Origin of the sequence: Nonomuraea sp. ATR24, assembly GCF_041950485.1 — a bacterium.
Lineage (GTDB): Bacteria > Actinomycetota > Actinomycetes > Streptosporangiales > Streptosporangiaceae > Nonomuraea > Nonomuraea ceibae.
On record NZ_JBGNUU010000002.1, the window covers coordinates 786,899 to 803,460 of the forward strand.

The window sequence follows — 16,562 nt, forward strand, 5'->3', positions numbered from 1 at the left end:
GACCGTTTCCCCGGAGCGGGCCGTTCTCCTGTTGCACGACATGCAGCATTTCTTCTTGGATGCCTTTCCCGCGGGCGAGGCCCCGGTGACGGATCTCGTCAGGAACGCGGCCGCGCTGCGCGAGCGGTGCGCCGCCGCCGGCATCCCCGTCGCCTACACCACGCAGCCCGGCGGGATGTCCGACCGGCAGCGGGGACTGCTCAGGGACTTCTGGGGACCCGGCATGACCACCGGCGCGGAGCATCGCGGCGTCGTGGACCCGGTGGCGCCCGGGCCGGACGACTGGATCATCGTCAAACGGCGCTACAGCGCCTTCCACCAGTCGCCGCTGCTGTGGATGCTGCGTGACAGCGGGCGCGACCAGTTGATCATCTCGGGGGTGTACGCGCACATCGGCGTGCTGATGACGGCCGTGGACGCCTACTCCCACGACGTCCAGCCGTTCCTGGTGGCCGACGCCGTCGCCGACTTCACCGCCGAGGACCACCTCATGACGCTGCGGTACGTGGCCGGGCGGTGCGGCATGGTCGCCACGACCAAGGAGCTCCTGACCGATCTCGCGCGAGGAGGGCGGCCATGAGCGCCGAACGGCTCCTGGACGACGTCCTGTCCCCCGTGCCGCCTCCGTTCGCGCTGCTGCACCGGCCGGGCGCCGGCCGCGAGGGCATGCTGGACGTGCTGGTCGGCGAGGTGTCCACGGTCGCCACGCTGGCCGAGCTCCCGCTGCCCGACGAGCCCGGCGCCGAGGGTCCCGAGCTGCTGACGCTCATCCCGTACCGGCAGATCGCCGAGCGCGGCTTCGAGGCGCGCGACGACGGCGCGCCGCTCGTGGCGATGACCGTCACCGGCCACGGCAGCCTGCCGCTGCCCGCCGCGCTGGCGCGCATCCCCGACCGGCCGATCCGCACCCGCGAGCGCACGGTCGACACCTCCGACGAGGACTACGCGGCCGTGGTGCGGGCCGTCATCGACGACGAGATCGGCCGGGGCGAGGGCGCCAACTTCGTCATCAAGCGCTCGTTCCTGGCCGACATCACCGACTACACCCCGGCCGCCGCCCTCACGCTGTTCCGCCGGCTGGCCACCCGGGAGACGGGCACGTACTGGACGTTCGTCATCCACACCGGCGAGCGGACGTTCGTCGGCGCCTCGCCCGAGCGGCACATCAGCGTCGACGGCGGCGTCGCGGTGATGAACCCGATCAGCGGCACCTACCGCTATCCCCCGTCCGGGCCGACCGTCGGCGCGCTCATGGACTTCCTCGGCGACAAGAAGGAGGCCGACGAGCTCTACATGGTGGTCGACGAGGAGCTCAAGATGATGGCCCGGATCTGCGAGTCGGGCGGCCGGCTGTCGGGGCCGTACCTGCGGGAGATGGCCAGGCTCGCGCACACCGAGTACTACATCGAGGGCGAGACCACCCGCGACGTGCGGGAGATTCTGCGCGAGACCCTGTTCGCGCCGACCGTCACCGGCAGCCCGCTGGAGAGCGCCTGCCGGGTGATCGGCCGCTACGAGAAGGAGGGACGCGGCTACTACAGCGGCGTGGCCGCGCTGATCGGCAGCGACGGGGCGGGCCGGCGGACGCTCGACTCCTCGATCCTCATCCGCACCGCCGACATCGACGCCGCCGGGCGGGTCCGCATCGGCGTCGGCTCGACCCTCGTCAGGCACTCCGACCCGGAGTCGGAGGTGGCCGAGACCGCGGCGAAGGCGGCCGGGCTGCTCGACGCGCTGTGCGCCGAGCCGCCGGAGCCGCTGGCCGAGCACCCCGACGTGCGCGGCGCGCTGGAGGGGCGCAACGACGGCATCTCCGGGTTCTGGCGGCAGGAGCAGGGCGAGCGGACGTTCTGGACGCCCGACCTGATCGGCCTGCGGGTGCTGGTGGTGGACGCCGAGGACACGTTCACCTCGATGATCGGCCACCAGCTCCGCTCGCTGGGCCTCCAGGTGAGCGTGCGCCGCTTCGACGAGCCGTACGCGCTGGACGGCCACGACCTGGTGGTGCTCGGGCCCGGGCCGGGCGACCCGGCCGACCTGGCCCACCCCAAGATCGCGCACCTGCGTGACGCGGTCGGGCGGCTGCTCGGCTCCGGCGCCCCGTTCCTGGCCGTGTGCCTGAGCCACCAGGTGCTCAGCGGCGCGCTCGGCCTGCCGCTGCGCCGCAGGAAGGTGCCCAACCAGGGCGTGCAGCGGGTGATCGACCTGTTCGGCCGCCGGGCCAGGGTCGGCTTCTACAACACCTTCGCCGCGCACGCCCCGGCCGACGAGATCGAGCCCGCCGGGCTGACGGGGACCGTCGCGGTCAGCCGCGACCCGGAGACGGGCGAGGTGCACGCTTTGCGCGGGCCCCGGTTCGCCTCCATGCAGTTCCACGCCGAGTCGGTGCTGACCGCCGACGGGGTCGGCATCCTGCGCGACGCCCTGCTGTCGGTGCTCGACCGGACGCCGGTGCGGCGATGAGCGGGCGGACGAGGACGGCGACCGTGCTCGTCGCCGGGGGCGGCATCGGCGGGCTCGCCGCCGCGCTCGGCCTGGCCGGCCAGGGCCACCGGGCGGTGGTCCTGGAGCGCCGCGACGAGTTCAGCGAGCTCGGCGCCGGCATCCAGATCGGCCCCAACGGCTTCACCGCGCTGGACCGGCTCGGGGTCGGGCAGGCGGTGCGCGAGCTGGCCGTCTACATCGACGAGCTGCGCTTCATGGACGGCACCACCGGTGAGCGGGTGGCCAGCATGCCGCTCACCGGCCGCTACCGGGCCCGCTTCGGCAACCCGTACGCGGTCGTGCAGCGGGTGGACCTGTACGGGCCGCTGCTGGCCGCCTGCCGCGAGCACCCGCTGGTCGAGCTGCGCGGCGGCAGCCACGTCACCGGCTACGAGCAGGACGCGGGCGGCGTGCGGGCACTGCTCGGCGACGGGCGGCGGGTGCCGGGCGACGCGCTCGTCGGGGCCGACGGGCTGCACTCGATGATCCGGGCGCGGCTGGTCGGTGACGGCGGGCCGCGCGTGTCGGGGCACACGATCTTCCGCTCGGTCATCCCGATGGACCGGGTGCCCGCCGACCTGCGCTGGAACACCGTCACGCTGTGGGCGGGGCCGCGCTGGCACTTCGTGCACTACCCGATCGGCGGCGGCGAGTTCCTCAACCTGGCCGCCACCCGCGACGACGGCGCCGCCGCCGTGGTGACGGGCCGGCCGGCCGTGCGCGAGCGGGTGCTGGGCGCCTTCCCCGAGCTGGGCGAGACCGCCAGGCGGCTGCTGGAGCTCGGCGCGCAGTGGCGCGAGTGGGTGCTGTGCGACCGCGACCCGGTGCCCGACTGGGCCGACGGCCGGGTGGTGCTGCTCGGCGACGCCGCCCACCCGATGCTCCAGTACGCCGCCCAGGGCGCGTGCATGGCGCTGGAGGACGCGGTGACGCTGGGCGAGCTGGCCGACTGCGGCCCCGCCGACTTCCCGCAGCGGTTCGAGAAGTACAACGCGGCCCGCCGGGACCGCACGGCCAGGACCCAGCTCGTCTCGCGCGAGATGGGCACCCGCCTCTACCACCCGGCCGGCGCCGACGCGCTCGCCAGGAACCGGATGCTGTCCGCCCTCTCCGAGGACGAGCTGCACGACAAGGTCGCGTGGCTGCACGGCGCCCGCGACTTCACCGAGACCATCGAAAGGACGAACTGACCATGTGCGGCATCGCAGGATGGGTGAGCTACGACCGCGATCTGACCGGCGAACGGGACACGATCACGGCGATGACGGCGACGCTGGAGTACCGGGGCCCCGACGCGGGCGGCGTGTGGACCTGCGCCCGCGCGGCGCTCGGCCACCGGAGGCTGGCGATCATCGACCTGGAGGGCGGCAGGCAGCCGATGGCGGCCGGCGACGACGGCCTGCCGGTCATGACCTACAACGGGGAGGTCTACAACTACCGCGAGCTGCGCGAGGAGCTGCGCGGGCTGGGCCACGAGTTCCGCACCGCCAGCGACTCCGAGGTGGTGCTGCGCGCCTACCTGGAGTGGGGCGAGGACTTCGCCGACCGGCTCGACGGCATCTTCGCGCTGGCCATCTGGGACCCGCGCACCGAGGAGCTGCTGCTGGTGCGCGACCGGATGGGCGTCAAGCCGCTCTACTACTACCCGACGCCCGACGGGGTGCTGTTCGGCTCGGAGCCGAAGACGATCCTGGCGCACGACGAGGCCGAGGCGGTCATCGACGCCGACGGGCTGCGGGAGATCTTCACGATCGTCAAGACGCCCGGCCACGGCGTCTTCCGCGGCATGCACGAGGTGCGCCCGGCCACCGTGCTGCGCCTGTCGCGCGCGGGCCGCAGCGAGCACCGCTACTGGCGGCTGCGGGCCCGCCCGCACACCGACGACCTGGACACCACGATCGCCACCGTGCGGCGGCTGCTGTCGGAGATCGTGGACCGCCAGCTCGTCGCCGACGTGCCCGTGGGCACGCTGCTGTCGGGCGGCCTCGACTCCAGCGCGATCACCGCGCTGGCCGCCGCCGCGATCGCCCGCAAGGGCGCCGGCGAGCCGCTCAAGGCGTTCTCGGTGGACTTCAAGGGCCACGAGTCGCGCTTCCAGGCGAACGTGCAGTGGGAGGACCCGGACACGCCGTTCGCGGTCGAGGTGGCCGAGCACGTCGGCGCCGAGCACATCGTCGTCGAGCTGGACAACGCCGAGATCCTCGACCCGGAGGTCAGGCGGTCGGTGCTGCGCGCCCAGGACCTGCCGGTGTCGACCGGCGACATGGAGTACTCGCTGCTCGTGCTGTGCCGCGCGCTGAAGCGGGAGATGACGGTCGCGCTGTCGGGCGAGGCGGCCGACGAGCTGTTCGGCGGCTACACCTGGTTCCACGACGAGGACGCGGTCCAGTCCGACACCTTCCCCTGGCACTCGCCGTTCAGGAAGGCCGGCGGCATCGGCGCGCTGCGCGACATCGGCCTGTGGGACCGGCTCGGCCTGGAGGAGTACGTCAAGCGGCGCTACGCCGAGGCGCTGGAGGAGGTGCCGAGGCTGCCCGGCGAGAGCGGGCTGGAGGCGCGCATGCGCGAGCTGACCTACCTCAACCTCACCCGGTGGGAGAACTTCCTGCTCGACCGCAAGGACCGCATCAGCATGGCCGCCAGCCTGGAGGTGCGGGTCCCGTTCACCGACCACACGCTGGTCGAGTACGTGTACAACACGCCGTGGGCGATGAAGAACTTCGACGGCCGGGAGAAGAGCCTGCTGCGGGCCGCCATGCGCGGCGTGCTGCCCGACTCGGTGCTCGACAGGAAGAAGAACCCGTACCCGTCCACCCAGGACACCGGCTACGAGGAGGCGCTGCGCGAGAAGCTGGCCGGCATCCTGGCCGACGGCGGCCCGGCGCTGCTGCTGGCCTCGGAGGCGGAGATCCGCACCCTGCTGGACGCGCCGCCCGGCGCCTACAGCATGGGCGGCCCGTGGAGCGCCCGCGCCGTCATCGAGCGGCTGATCGAGTTCAACACCTGGGTCACCCTGTACGACGTCCGCGTCGAGCTGTGAGCCGGGCCGCGACGCAAGCGAGAGCCGCCCGGGCCGGTCACCGGCCCGGGCGGCTCGCTGCCACCCGGGGCTCAGGCGGGCGGGATGTTGTAGTTCAGCCGGAAGACGTTGTCCGGGTCGTAGGCCCGCTTCACCTCGCGCAGCCTGCGGTGGTCGGCCGGGTCGTAGGCCGCCACGGCGTTGCCCGGGTCGTGCAGGAAGTTGAGGAACGCGCGCCCGCCCGTGTGGGGGCGCATCACCGCCTCCACCTCCGGCAGCCTGGCGTCGAGGATGGCGCTGAGCCGCGTCGAGCGGTGCCCGATCGGGCCGGCGTGCGGGCCGGGGCGGCCCAGCGCGCCGCCCCAGTGGCGGATCTCCACGCCGGAGACCGGCGAGCCCGGCCGGGTCGCCGCCGACACCAGGACCTCGATCACCTCGTCGGGCAGCGAGTCGAGCAGGTTGACGTGCGCGGGGCCGGTGCCGCCCATGTCCATCTCACCGAACGCGCCGGTGCGGAACGTCTCCAGCAGCGGCGGCCCCGCCGCCTCGAACAGCGGCGCGAGCAGCCGCCCGGCCTCCTCGCCCGGCCCGTCGTACATGACCTGGACGACCGCGCCCGGCCTGCCCCGCAGCGCGGCGGGCACCCGCCGGTCGTGCGGCAGCCGGGTGAGCAGGATCGCGGTGCTGAGCGCGTCGGGCGCGCCGTCGATCCAGTCGCGGTAGCGGGCGAGCAGGTCGGCGGCCCGGTCGCCGGGGAAGAACGCCGCCCCGGCGAACACCCGCGCGACCGGGTGGAGCCGGAACTCCAGCGAGGTGACCACGCCGAAGTTGCCGCCGCCGCCGCGCATCGCCCAGAACAGGTCGGGGTGGCTGTCGGCGCTCGCCGTGAGCAGCCGGCCGTCCGCGGTGACCACCTCGGCGCGCAGCACGCTGTCGGCGGCGAACCCGTAACGGCGCGACAGCCAGCCGAGGCCGCCGCCCAGCGTGTAGCCGGCCACGCCGACCGTCTGGTGTGAGCCGGCCAGCGGCGCCAGGCCGAGCGGCGCGGCGGCGGCGATCACCTGCTCCCACACGGCGCCGGCGCCGACGCGGGCCACCTGGCGCACCGGGTCGACCAGGACGCCGGCCAGCTGCGTGGTCTTGACGAGGACGCCGCCGTCGGAGGCGGCGTGGGTGCCGTGCCCGGTGCCCTGGACGGCGAAGGGCAGGTCGTGCTCGCGCGCGGTGGTGAGCGCGGTGCGGACGTCGGCCGGGCCGCTCGCCATCACGACGGCGACGGGCCTGGGGTCGATGTCGGAGTAGGGCGCCTGCCGCTCGCGTTCGTAGGCGGCCTCGAACGGGACCAGGACGGCCCCCTCGACGTCGCGGCGCAGCCGCCGCACCGCCTCCCGCTCGTTCTCTGCCGAGACGCCTGGCGGGGACAGGCGCTGATGCGCGTATTGCTGGCTCATGTCAGCCTTCCCTCCTGTCGGGGTGTGGTCATGCGGCGGCCCCGCCCCCGGATCCGGGGACGGGGACCGCGACGGGCCTGGGGTGTCAGGCGGCCCTGGGATGTCAGGGGGCACAGTCGCCGAGCCCGGGACCGGGGGTCGTGCCCGCCGGGCCGAAGAACAGGAGCGCGCACCCGGCCAGGAACTCCGGGTTCTCCTCGGGGACGAAGTGCCCGGAGTCGGGCGCGACCACGGTGCGCACGTCGTCGGCCACCTGGGCGAACGAGGCGGCGACGCCGGGGCCGAACGAGTGCTGGCCGCCCACGGCCGCGACCGGCATGGCGAGCCTCCGGCCGGCGTTGGCCCGGTTGTCGGCGGCGTCGGCGGCGAAGGCGCGGTAGTACTCGTACCCCGCCGTGCGCCTGGCGTCGGAGGCATACGCGCGATAGTAGGTTTCGCGACTGACAGCGTCCTTGCGGTGGCTGAAGTCGAAGATCATGCCGAGGTAGGTGGGCACGTCCTCGTCGTCCATGATCCGCTCGGGGATCGGGGCCGGGGCGGAGTTGAACTTGAAGTGGAAGCTCACCCCGTACAGGTCCTCCAGCCCGAAGCCGGGCAGCGGGCTCTCGATCATCACGAGCCGGCTCACCTCGGCCGGGAAGTCCCGCGCGTACGGGTAGGCGACCAGAACGCCCAGGTCGTGGCCGATGATGCCGACCTTGGTGAAGCCGAGCGCGCGCACGGCCTCGCGGATCCGGTGCGCGGTGGTGACCTTGTCGTAGCCGCCGCCGGGGATGGACGAGGTGCCCAGGCCGGGCAGGTCCATGGCGATGACGGTGTGCTCGCGGGCCAGCTCGGGCATGACGTCGCGCCACATCTGCCACGTCTGCGGCCAGCCGTGCAGGAGCAGCAGCGCCGGCCCCGACCCGCCCTTGACGTAGTGGACGGAGCCGCCCTCGACGGCGACCCGGCCGTGGGTGAAGCCGGGCAGGCTCCCGGCCTGCTCGTCCTCGCCTGACGACGCGGTGGCGGTCGTGGCGATCAGCACCACGGCCAGGGCTGCGGACGCGACGACGCGCACCAGCCTCCTGCCCCACGTTCCTGCTGGCGTCATGTCGTGCTTTCCTTCCGACGGCGCGGGAGGACGGGCGGACGGAAGAAGGAGCCGCCACCCTCCCGCAAGCGTGGCGGCCCCGGCGACCAGTGGGTGGTCAGCGTGCTTTCACCGCCTCATACTCACGGTGTACGGCGGCGCCCGCATCTCCTGGATTGCGGTACATCGCGAAGTCCGCACGACCGGAGATGCACCCTTCAGAGCGCCGAACGAAGCTCGGTACCGCGACGCGACCCACCACTCCGAGAAGCGAGGTCCCGCTCATGGTCACGAACGCCCCAGCGCCAGGGCTGCTCACCAGCCTGAACACCCGGCATCACCGTGCCGCGCTGGCCGTCTACCTGCTCATCGTCCTGGCCCACTGGGCCGAGCACGTCGTCCAGGCCATCCAGATCTACGTGCTGGGCTGGCCGCTGCCCGAGGCGCGCGGCGTGCTCGGCGTGCCCTTCCCGTGGCTCGTCACCTCCGAGTGGATGCACTACGGGTACGCGCTGCTCATGCTCGTCGGGCTGATCATGCTGCGGCGGGGCTTCACCGGCCGCTCCCGCGTGTGGTGGAACGTCTCGCTCGGCATCCAGGTCTGGCACCACCTGGAGCACCTGATCCTGCTCCTGCAGGCGATCTCCGGCAGCAACCTGGCCGGCCGGCCGGTGCCGACGAGCCTCATCCAGCTGCTCGTGCCGCGCGTGGAGCTGCACCTGTTCTACAACGCGCTGGTGTTCGCGCCGATGGTCGTCGCGATGCTCCTGCACCGCCGCCCCCGGCCGGCCGAGCGTTCCGCCATGCGGTGCGGCTGCGCCGTGGCCCCCGCGTGACGATGGCCCGGCGCGAACGCTCCCGCATGTTCACCGTCGTCCTGACCCTGGTGGCGGTGTTCCTCCTCTACCTGGCCGTGCCGAACGCCGGCACGGCCGTCCGCGCGGCCAGGGCCGACGGCGTCGCCGGCACGTTCACCCCGCGCGAGCTGATCTGCATCGTGCATCCGGGGCACGAGTCGTGCGTGTGGACGGGCGAGTTCCGCTCCGGCGACGGCTCCTCGGACCGGGCCGGCGTCGAGCTGTACGGCAGCGACCGCTACTCCAACCGGGCCGGGTCCCCGGTGCGGGCGGTGGACATCGGCCTACCCGGCCGCGTCTACGGCCCCGGCGGCTCGAACGAGTGGGTGTTCACCGCGCTCATGATCGTGAGCGGGCTGGGCATCCTGCTCTGGCTGTACGGGGGGCCGCTCCGCCGGGCGTTCCGGCGCGAGCCCGCCCGCGTCTCCTAGGGCGGTCACGAGTCGCGGGCGGCGATGCGGGCCAGCAGCGCCGCCAGCGGGCCCGGCGCGGAGACCATCGGCCAGTGGCCGGTCTCCAGCGTGTGGAAGTCCCAGGACGGCACCGACCGCATGGCCGTCACGTCCGCCGAGAGCCGCCCGGCGAAATGGTCCAGGCTGCAGACGACGTAGCTGGCCCGCTGCCGCTCCAGCGGCCGGGTCAGCGTGGCCGGCTCGGCGATCGTCCGGCCGGGGTGCCCGACGAGGCGCCCGGCCAGCCAGCGCGCCTGCGTCGTGGTCAGCCCCTGCCCCTCCCCCACGATCGTCGCGTCCGGGGCGGGCCAGCGGCCCTCGTTGTCGGCGATGAGCCGCAACTCCTGGGTCCGCTGGCGCTCCGGGAACGCGTGCAGCATCGACCTGCCGTCATGCGGCAGGAACGCCTCCACGAACACGGTGTGCGCGACCCGCTCGCGCGCCCGGTCGGCCACCTGCCCGGCCACCAGGCCGGAGTAGCTGTGGCCGACGAGCACCACGTCGCGCAGGTCGTCCGACTCCAGCAGCGCCAGCACGTCGCGTACGTGCGTCTCCAGGCCGACGTCGGACACGTCGTCCTCGCCGCCGGCCAGGCCGCGCAGGGTGACCGCGCGGGCCTCGTGCCCGCGCGCCCGCAGCCGCCTGGCGACCGGCTCCCACGCCCAGGCCCCCATCCAGGGGCCCGGGATCAGGACGAACCCTCGCTTCACCGGAGGTCACCTCCTTCTTCCTCATCTGACAGAAGCCCGGCCACGGTGTCCACCGCTCAGGCGGCGACCAGCACGCGCTCACGGGCGGGCGGCGGGGCGGCCACCGGCTGACCGGCCACCAGGGACTGCACGACGTGCACGCGCTGATCGCCGGCGATCAGCGCCACCACCGCCACGTACCCGTCACCCGGGTCCAGGTCGACGAACCTGATGTCACGCGGCGGGATCTCCAGCGGCCAGCTCAGCAGCTCGGGCGGCTCCTCGGGGCCGGTGACCTCAAGCTTGCCCGGGGAGACGCGCAGGCCGTGCCCGGTGGCCTTGAGCGCCGCCTCCTTGCGCGTCCACACCCTGGCGAACGCCTCATAACGCTCATCCGGCGGCAGCGCGTCCAGGGCCTTCAACTCGTGCGGGGTCAGGGCGCACCGGGCCAGGTCGTCCACGGGCTCCGAAGGCACCGCCTCGACGTCCACGCCCAGCGCTCCCACGCCCGTCAGCGCCACCGCCACCCGGTCGCCCGAGTGGGAGACCGACACGTGCAGCCGGCGGCCCGACATCCTGATGTACGGCTTGCCGTGGTGCCTGGCGCAGTCCGCGCAGCTCCGGTCGACCACCACGTCCTCCGGGCGCACCCCGAGCTGGGTGGCCGCCGCGTTGCGCAGCAGCCAGGCCCCGGTCAGGAAACGGCGGCGGTCGGGGTCGCGGCGGAACCTGGCGGCCCGCTCCAGCTCGGGTTCGCTGAGCACCGCGGACAGCGTCTCCACGCTCCGGTGTCCGGGAGTGGCCCACCAGACACGGCATTCTCCGGGGGCCAGCAGGGAAGCGATCATCGGTATCCTCCTTCGGCGTCCTCTTCGGGGTTCCTCGTGAGCAGCGTCCGGCAGGTCACCAGCTCCCAGTGGTCGATCTCGGGATTGGTGAGGACCTCGGCGACCACGTCCCGCACCTGGGCGCTCGTCGTGGGCTCGTCGGGACGCACGCGGATGACGATGTCCCCGGTGGCCTGCGTGAGGTCCTTGTGCCAGCGGCTCGGCAGCAGCGCCATGATCCGGATCCCGTCGACCGGCGAGCCGGGGACGGGAAGCCCGTCGACCTTGCGCATCGTCAGCTGGATCAGCATGATTCCTGGGTCTCCGTCCTCCTCCTGGCGATGGTCCTTCGTTCTCGCACTTCCCACTGTGGGACAGGCGCGACAACCGGGCCAGGGCTCGCGGAGTCAGGAAGCTGCAGGTGGGCAGCCGCATGCTGTCAACGGGGCCCCGGACACGTGAAAGCCCCGCAGGCGGCGGCCTGCGGGGCTCCCCTCGCCTCTCCAGGGGGCATCTACAGGGGCACGTTCCCGTGCTTGCGCGGCGTCGGATGCTTGCGCTTGTCGCGCAGCATGGCCAGCCCGCGCGCCACGGCCGCCCGCGTGTCCACGGGGTCGATCACGTCGTCGACCAGCCCGCGCTCGGCCGCGTACGTGGGATGCACGAGCTCGCTCCTGTAGCGGGCCACCAGGTCCGCGCGCAGCATGCCCGGATCGCTCGCGCCGGCCAGCTCCTTGCGGTAGATGACGTTCACCGCGCCCTCCGCGCCCATCACCGCGATCTCGTTGGTGGGCCACGCCAGTGACAGGTCCGTGCCGATGGAGCGGGAGTCCATCACGATGTACGCGCCGCCGTACGCCTTCCTGATGATGACCTGGACGCGCGGCACCGTCGCCTCGCAGTAGGCGTACAGGAGCTTGGCGCCGTGCCGGATGGCGCCGGCGTGCTCCTGGTCGGTGCCCGGCAGGAAGCCGGGCACGTCCACGAGCGTCACCAGCGGGATGCCGAAGGCGTCGCACAGCCGGACGAAGCGCGCCGCCTTCTGCGAGGCGTTCACGTCCAGCACGCCCGCGAGCACCATCGGCTGGTTGCCGACGACGCCCACCACCTCGCCGTCGATCCTGGCGAACGCGCAGATCACGTTCGGCGCCCAGGCGCGGTGCACCTCCAGGAAGTCGCCGTCGTCCACCACCTCCGCCAGCACCCGCCGCATGTCGTACGGCTTGTTCGGCTCGACGGGCACGATCTCCGCCAGGCGGGGCCGCACGTCGTCGGACGCGCCGCGCGAGGGCAGCGACGGCGGGCGGCTCATGTTGTTGCTCGGCAGCATCGACACCAGGTGGCGCACCTCGGCCAGGCAGCTCTCCTCGTCGTCGTGCACGAACGCGGCCAGGCCCGAGCGGGTCGCGTGCACCGGCGCGCCACCGAGCTGCGCGTGCGAGACTCGCTCGCCCGTGACCGCCTCCACCACGTCCGGGCCCGTCAGGTAGAGCTGCGCCGTGTCCCGGACCATGAACGTGAAGTCCGCCAGCGCCGCCGAGTAGGCCGCGCCGCCCGCGCACGGGCCGAGGATGACGTTGATCTGCGGGATGACGCCCGACGCCGCGACGTTCCGCTGGAAGATGCCGCCATAGCCGTTGAGCGACATCACGCCTTCCTGGATCCTGGCGCCGCCGCTGTCGTTCAGGCCGATGAACGGGGAGCCGGTGGACAGCGCCAGGTCCATCACCTTCTGGATCTTCAACGCGTGCGCCTCGCCCAGCGAGCCGCCGAACACGGTGAAGTCCTGCGCGTAGACGAAGACCCGGCGGCCGTCGATCGTGCCGGAGCCGGCGATCACCCCGTCCGTGTGCGGGCGCTGCCGTTCCATGCCGAGACCCTGCGCGCGATGCCGGCGCAACATGTCCAGTTCGAGAAAGGACCCCTCGTCGAGCAGCAGCTCCAGCCGCTCACGGGCGGTCCGCTTGCCCAGCGAACGCTGCCGGGCCACCGCCTGCGGGCGGCCCTCCGCGACCTCCTCACGCAGGCGCCCATGCTCCTCGCGCAACCGGTTCATGGACGGGGGCGGCGCCTGAACCGCCTCGTCAAGGGCCTCCACGGACGGCATCGCGGCGATGTCGAGTTCCGAGATGCTCATGATTTCCCTCCCTCGTCAGTGCCTCCAGTCAATGGTCAGTGGCCGTTTCCTGTCACCTCCTGCAGTGCGGGGAGCCCCGGCGCGTGGCAGGAAGCGGAAACCCGCGTGCAGCTTGCTGCCCGCCGGAAGCCTGGTTCCGGGGCTTGCCGCAGCGCAAAGTTGGAAGTGCGAAAGGGAAACACGAAAAACACAAAACACTAAATAAGAAAGAGGCAGAGTGATGGCTGAGACGACGATTTTCAAGACGGTTACCGACAACATTGCGAAGTGGGCCATCGTGATCGTCGCCGCGGGGGCCACCTTGACCGCCGGCTCCGCCGCCCTTGAGTCGCTGAGCACCCTGAACGGGACCGTGGCCGTCGCCGACGACGACCCGGGCAACACCTGGCCCGTCCCAGCCCCCACGCCCACCCCCACGGACGGCCCCGGCAACACCTGGCCCGCCCCGGTCGCCGCCGACGACCCCGGCAACACCTGGCCGGTGCCCCCGACCACCCCCACCCCCGACCCCAACACCTGGCCGAGCGCCTGACCCGGAAAGGCCCCCCGATTGTTCCGCACACTTTGAACATCCGGAAAGGAGAGATGAACCACGAGAATTCACAAAAGAACCCCGCGGCCACCGGCCGCGGGGTTCACGCTGTGCCCGTGAGGCACGCGAAAAGAAGAGGCGGATTCAGATCCAGTTCTCCTCCTTGGCGCGCAGCGCCGCCTGGAAACGGTTCACCGCGCCCAGCCGGGCCATCAGGTCCGCGACGTAGCGCCGGTAGGTGCGCACCGACACGTCGAGCTCCCGGGCCGCGATCTCGTCCTTGTCCGCCGTGGCCATCACCTCCAGGACCCGCTGCTCCATCTCCGTCAGCATCGGCTCCTCCTCCGGCGGGTCGATGTAGGTGCGCAGGTCCACCGCCGAGTTCCACAGGCCCTCGAAATAGATGACGAGCTGCGACACCAGGCCCGGCTCCCGTACGAGCAGCGCGCCCTTGGAGTTCTGTTTCGGGTCGATCGGGACCACCGCGACACTGCGGTCGTACATGAGCATGCGGTCCATCGGCTGCTCGGTGATGCGCACCTCGCCGCCGAGACTGATCAGCTCGCGCAGGTACGACACCATGTGCGGGTCCTCCAGCGCCGACGGGTGGAAGATCTCCTTGATCGACAGGCCCCGGCGCAGGCTCCGCGTGTCCAGCGGCAGCGCCGAGTCGATCATCACCTTGGTGAACGGGCCGCCCGGGTGCAGGCAGAGCGTCTCCTTGTAGGAGAAGAACGCGAGATCGTCCAGCCGCTGCCGGACCCGCGCGCCGTTCTCCACCCGCTCGATGTCCAGCGCCGCACCGGTGCGCTCGCCCTCCTGCATGTCCTCCAGGAAGCCGGCGATGGCGTCACGGGCGGCGAACACCCGGCGGATCTCCGCGTTCAGCTCGTCCAGCCGCTTCTCCACCAGCCGCTCGATCGCGACACGCGGCTCCGTGGCCACGACCCGGTGCCGGTCGGTCAGGTCCAGCATGTGCAGCTGACCCAGCCGCTCCACGGCCGCCTCGACCGTGTCGGGATCCATGGACAGGCTCTCCGGCAACGATCCGACGCCCTCGCCCCGATGCCGAAGGAAGTAGCGGTAGATCTCCTCCAGTTCGGGAGTGATACCGATGACTGTGAGGTCCATGGCCGCCTCCCTATACATGCGATTATCGGCATTCGGCCGGCGCCGATTCTCTTGCGCCGTGCGGAACCGGCCCCTACGGCACGGGACAGGGCAGCCTCGCGGGAGCGGCGCCGTAACACGCGGCCCCCGGGCACACGACCTTCACGACCGCCTCCGCCCTGCGTGACTCGACGGCCACGGGCTCCTGCCCGAACCTGCGGGCGGCGATCTCCGGCCAGCTCGACGGCCGCAGATCCCCCGGCTCGTCCACCAGCCACGGCTCGGCGTCGACCGCCAGGCGCTCCAGATGCGCGGCGTAGTCCGCCTCATGGTTCCAGACCGCGAACCGGCGCAGCGAATCCGCCGGCGAGAGCCCCGCCCACGGCTGCGCCTTGGCCGCCATCGCCCGCAGGAACGCCTCCCCCACCGCGCTCCGCACCGTACGGCCCGCCGCGACGCCCAGCGTGGCGCCCTCACCGCCGACCATCACCAGCGCGGCCCGCACGTCCGGCGCCGCCAGCGCGAACGCCGACACCCGCAACCCCAGCCCCCGCGCCGCTGCCATCACCCCGCCCGGCAGCAGCCGGTCCAGCTGCGCCGAGACGCGCAGCAACTGCTGCTCGCCCGGAGCGGCCCACCAGCGCGCCACGACGTCGTGCGCCACGACCTCGGCGATCGCCTCGGAGACACCGAGGTCCACCACGCCGCTCATGACCGGCTCCACCCGCGTCTCGCGCTCCCCCAGCCACACGACCTCCGCCGGCACCCGGTAGCGGTTCCCGCTCACCAGGCCCGTCCCGGCCACCGCCGCCCCCACCGGCTCCGGCGCCCCGGCCATGAAGTCCGCCAGCCGCAACTCCCTGCCCCTGCCGGCCTCGCTCCCGTACGGCATCCGGCGCAGCTCGTCCAGGGCGCCCGCGCGCGCGACGGCCCGCGACCTGGTGCGCTCCTCGTAACGGGAGAAACCGGCGACGACCACGTCCAGGCCGGAGACCTGCGCGTACGCCAGATGCACGGCGCCTCCGAGGCAGTCGGCCACCTCCGCCACCACCCCTGGCACCGCTGACGCCGGACGCGAACCCGCGGGCGTGGGTGCCATCGTGTCTCCTCCGCACTCAGTCCCATGCCGGGGCAGCCCCGGCGTGGGGCCTCCGGCACCGCGGCCGCCTCGTGCCGGCGGATACGGAGGGGGTCCGGCGATGGGCGGACCGCGGGCCGAGCTTCCCCACCGGCCGGCATCGGGGCGATCCTCCGGACACCGGCTCATGCCCAGTACAGTCGCGGCCCGGCCCGACCGTCAACGCCCCGGGGCCCATCCAGCAATCGGCAAGAAGCCCCCCAAACCCCCACCCCCACCCCGAACCCTGGCAACCTAGCGGCGCGATGCCCGGGGTTGCCCGGCGTAGCGGCTGGCGGGCGGCGGCTGGCGGTGTGAGGGGGCGGGTGGGTGGACGACGCACCCAGGCGGCCGAGTCCCCCTCTCCGCACCCCGCCCCTCACTTGCCCAGCCGAATGCCCGAGCGGGCGCGCTGGCGGGCCGGGCGGCAGGGCGGACCGTCGCAGTGGTCGGCGGCACGCGACCGGGCCGGCCGTTGCGGCGGCGCGGCTGCCCCGGGTGCGGCCGCGGCTGGGCACGGGCGCGCCTGGGCCGGGACTCGCCCGGTCACCGGACAGCGCACCCGCCAGCGACCGTACGGGGGCGGGCGGGTGAATTCCCCGCCTGCCCTCGCCGGGGTGGGAGGTACGGGCGGGCGCGGGGGCGCCTGGGCTGGGGGCTCATCCGGTCGCCGGGCAGGGCACCCACCAGCGGCCGGGCGCCCGGGAGGACGGGCGGGCGAGATCCCGGCTGGATCTCGGTCGCCTGGCGCGGGGCGTATGGAGGCCCGGGGCGGGGTGGAGGCCCCGGGCCGCCATTCGCCCCGGGGTGGGGGG

15 protein-coding genes are annotated in these 16,562 nt (G+C 73.1%); 7 read left to right on the top strand and 8 right to left on the bottom strand.

Annotated features, from left to right (window positions below; genetic code table 11):
• Positions 1 to 55 precede the first annotated feature (55 nt).
• From ACBI99_RS07585 to asnB, 4 genes are read left to right on the top strand one after another with little or no spacing between them, the layout of a single operon-like run.
• Positions 56 to 580, top strand: a complete 525-nt coding sequence (locus tag ACBI99_RS07585) for an isochorismatase family protein (RefSeq protein ID WP_357592960.1) — start codon at positions 56 to 58, stop codon at positions 578 to 580.
• Positions 577 to 2,463: an anthranilate synthase family protein gene (locus tag ACBI99_RS07590; protein ID WP_219508739.1), complete on the top strand. Its 1,887-nt coding sequence runs from the start codon at positions 577 to 579 to the stop codon at positions 2,461 to 2,463. Before ACBI99_RS07585 ends, ACBI99_RS07590 begins: the two co-directional genes overlap by 4 nt.
• Positions 2,460 to 3,674, top strand: a complete 1,215-nt coding sequence (locus ACBI99_RS07595; RefSeq protein WP_246645790.1) for a 3-hydroxybenzoate 6-monooxygenase — start codon at positions 2,460 to 2,462, stop codon at positions 3,672 to 3,674. Before ACBI99_RS07590 ends, ACBI99_RS07595 begins: the two co-directional genes overlap by 4 nt.
• Before the next feature lie 2 nt (positions 3,675 to 3,676).
• Entirely contained in the window at positions 3,677 to 5,524 is a 1,848-nt protein-coding gene (gene asnB / locus ACBI99_RS07600; protein WP_375071960.1) for an asparagine synthase (glutamine-hydrolyzing), read from the top strand.
• A gap of 71 nt (positions 5,525 to 5,595) precedes the next feature.
• On the opposite strand, the gene ACBI99_RS07605 is transcribed toward asnB, so the two are convergent.
• Complete coding sequence (locus ACBI99_RS07605; protein ID WP_364181538.1) at positions 5,596 to 6,954, bottom strand: FAD-binding oxidoreductase; 1,359 nt, start codon at positions 6,952 to 6,954, stop codon at positions 5,596 to 5,598.
• Positions 6,955 to 7,057: 103 nt separating this feature from the next.
• Positions 7,058 to 8,047, bottom strand: a complete 990-nt coding sequence (locus tag ACBI99_RS07610) for an alpha/beta fold hydrolase (protein WP_375071961.1) — start codon at positions 8,045 to 8,047, stop codon at positions 7,058 to 7,060.
• A gap of 263 nt (positions 8,048 to 8,310) precedes the next feature.
• On the opposite strand from ACBI99_RS07610, the gene ACBI99_RS07615 reads away from it, so the two are divergent.
• On the top strand, positions 8,311 to 8,862 hold the full coding sequence (locus ACBI99_RS07615) for a hypothetical protein (RefSeq protein WP_219508743.1): 552 nt from the start codon (positions 8,311 to 8,313) through the stop codon (positions 8,860 to 8,862).
• Positions 8,859 to 9,314: a hypothetical protein gene (locus ACBI99_RS07620; protein WP_219508744.1), complete on the top strand. Its 456-nt coding sequence runs from the start codon at positions 8,859 to 8,861 to the stop codon at positions 9,312 to 9,314. Before ACBI99_RS07615 ends, ACBI99_RS07620 begins: the two co-directional genes overlap by 4 nt.
• Positions 9,315 to 9,319: 5 nt before the next feature.
• Here the strand turns inward: ACBI99_RS07620 and ACBI99_RS07625 are convergent, their stop codons facing one another.
• The 4 genes from ACBI99_RS07625 to ACBI99_RS07640 form a co-directional block, all read right to left on the bottom strand.
• Complete coding sequence (locus ACBI99_RS07625) at positions 9,320 to 10,045, bottom strand: alpha/beta hydrolase (RefSeq protein ID WP_219508745.1); 726 nt, start codon at positions 10,043 to 10,045, stop codon at positions 9,320 to 9,322.
• A gap of 56 nt (positions 10,046 to 10,101) precedes the next feature.
• Positions 10,102 to 10,872: a 4'-phosphopantetheinyl transferase superfamily protein gene (locus ACBI99_RS07630; RefSeq protein ID WP_219508746.1), complete on the bottom strand. Its 771-nt coding sequence runs from the start codon at positions 10,870 to 10,872 to the stop codon at positions 10,102 to 10,104.
• On the bottom strand, positions 10,869 to 11,162 hold the full coding sequence (locus ACBI99_RS07635) for a hypothetical protein (protein ID WP_219508747.1): 294 nt from the start codon (positions 11,160 to 11,162) through the stop codon (positions 10,869 to 10,871). Before ACBI99_RS07635 ends, ACBI99_RS07630 begins: the two co-directional genes overlap by 4 nt.
• Before the next feature lie 203 nt (positions 11,163 to 11,365).
• Positions 11,366 to 12,907: an acyl-CoA carboxylase subunit beta gene (locus ACBI99_RS07640; protein ID WP_375071967.1), complete on the bottom strand. Its 1,542-nt coding sequence runs from the start codon at positions 12,905 to 12,907 to the stop codon at positions 11,366 to 11,368.
• A 301-nt stretch (positions 12,908 to 13,208) separates the two neighbouring features.
• On the opposite strand from ACBI99_RS07640, the gene ACBI99_RS07645 reads away from it, so the two are divergent.
• Positions 13,209 to 13,520 carry a hypothetical protein gene (locus tag ACBI99_RS07645; RefSeq protein ID WP_219508748.1) on the top strand — a complete coding sequence of 104 codons (312 nt, stop codon included), beginning with the start codon at positions 13,209 to 13,211 and terminating at the stop codon, positions 13,518 to 13,520.
• Between the two features lie 144 nt (positions 13,521 to 13,664).
• Here ACBI99_RS07645 and ACBI99_RS07650 read toward each other — a convergent pair whose 3' ends face one another.
• Positions 13,665 to 14,651 carry a LuxR C-terminal-related transcriptional regulator gene (locus ACBI99_RS07650; protein ID WP_219508749.1) on the bottom strand — a complete coding sequence of 329 codons (987 nt, stop codon included), beginning with the start codon at positions 14,649 to 14,651 and terminating at the stop codon, positions 13,665 to 13,667.
• Between the two features lie 73 nt (positions 14,652 to 14,724).
• The gene (locus ACBI99_RS07655; protein ID WP_357592948.1) at positions 14,725 to 15,729 is read right to left on the bottom strand and encodes a hypothetical protein; all 1,005 of its coding nucleotides are present in this window, start codon (positions 15,727 to 15,729) and stop codon (positions 14,725 to 14,727) included.
• Positions 15,730 to 16,562: the final 833 nt, after the last annotated feature.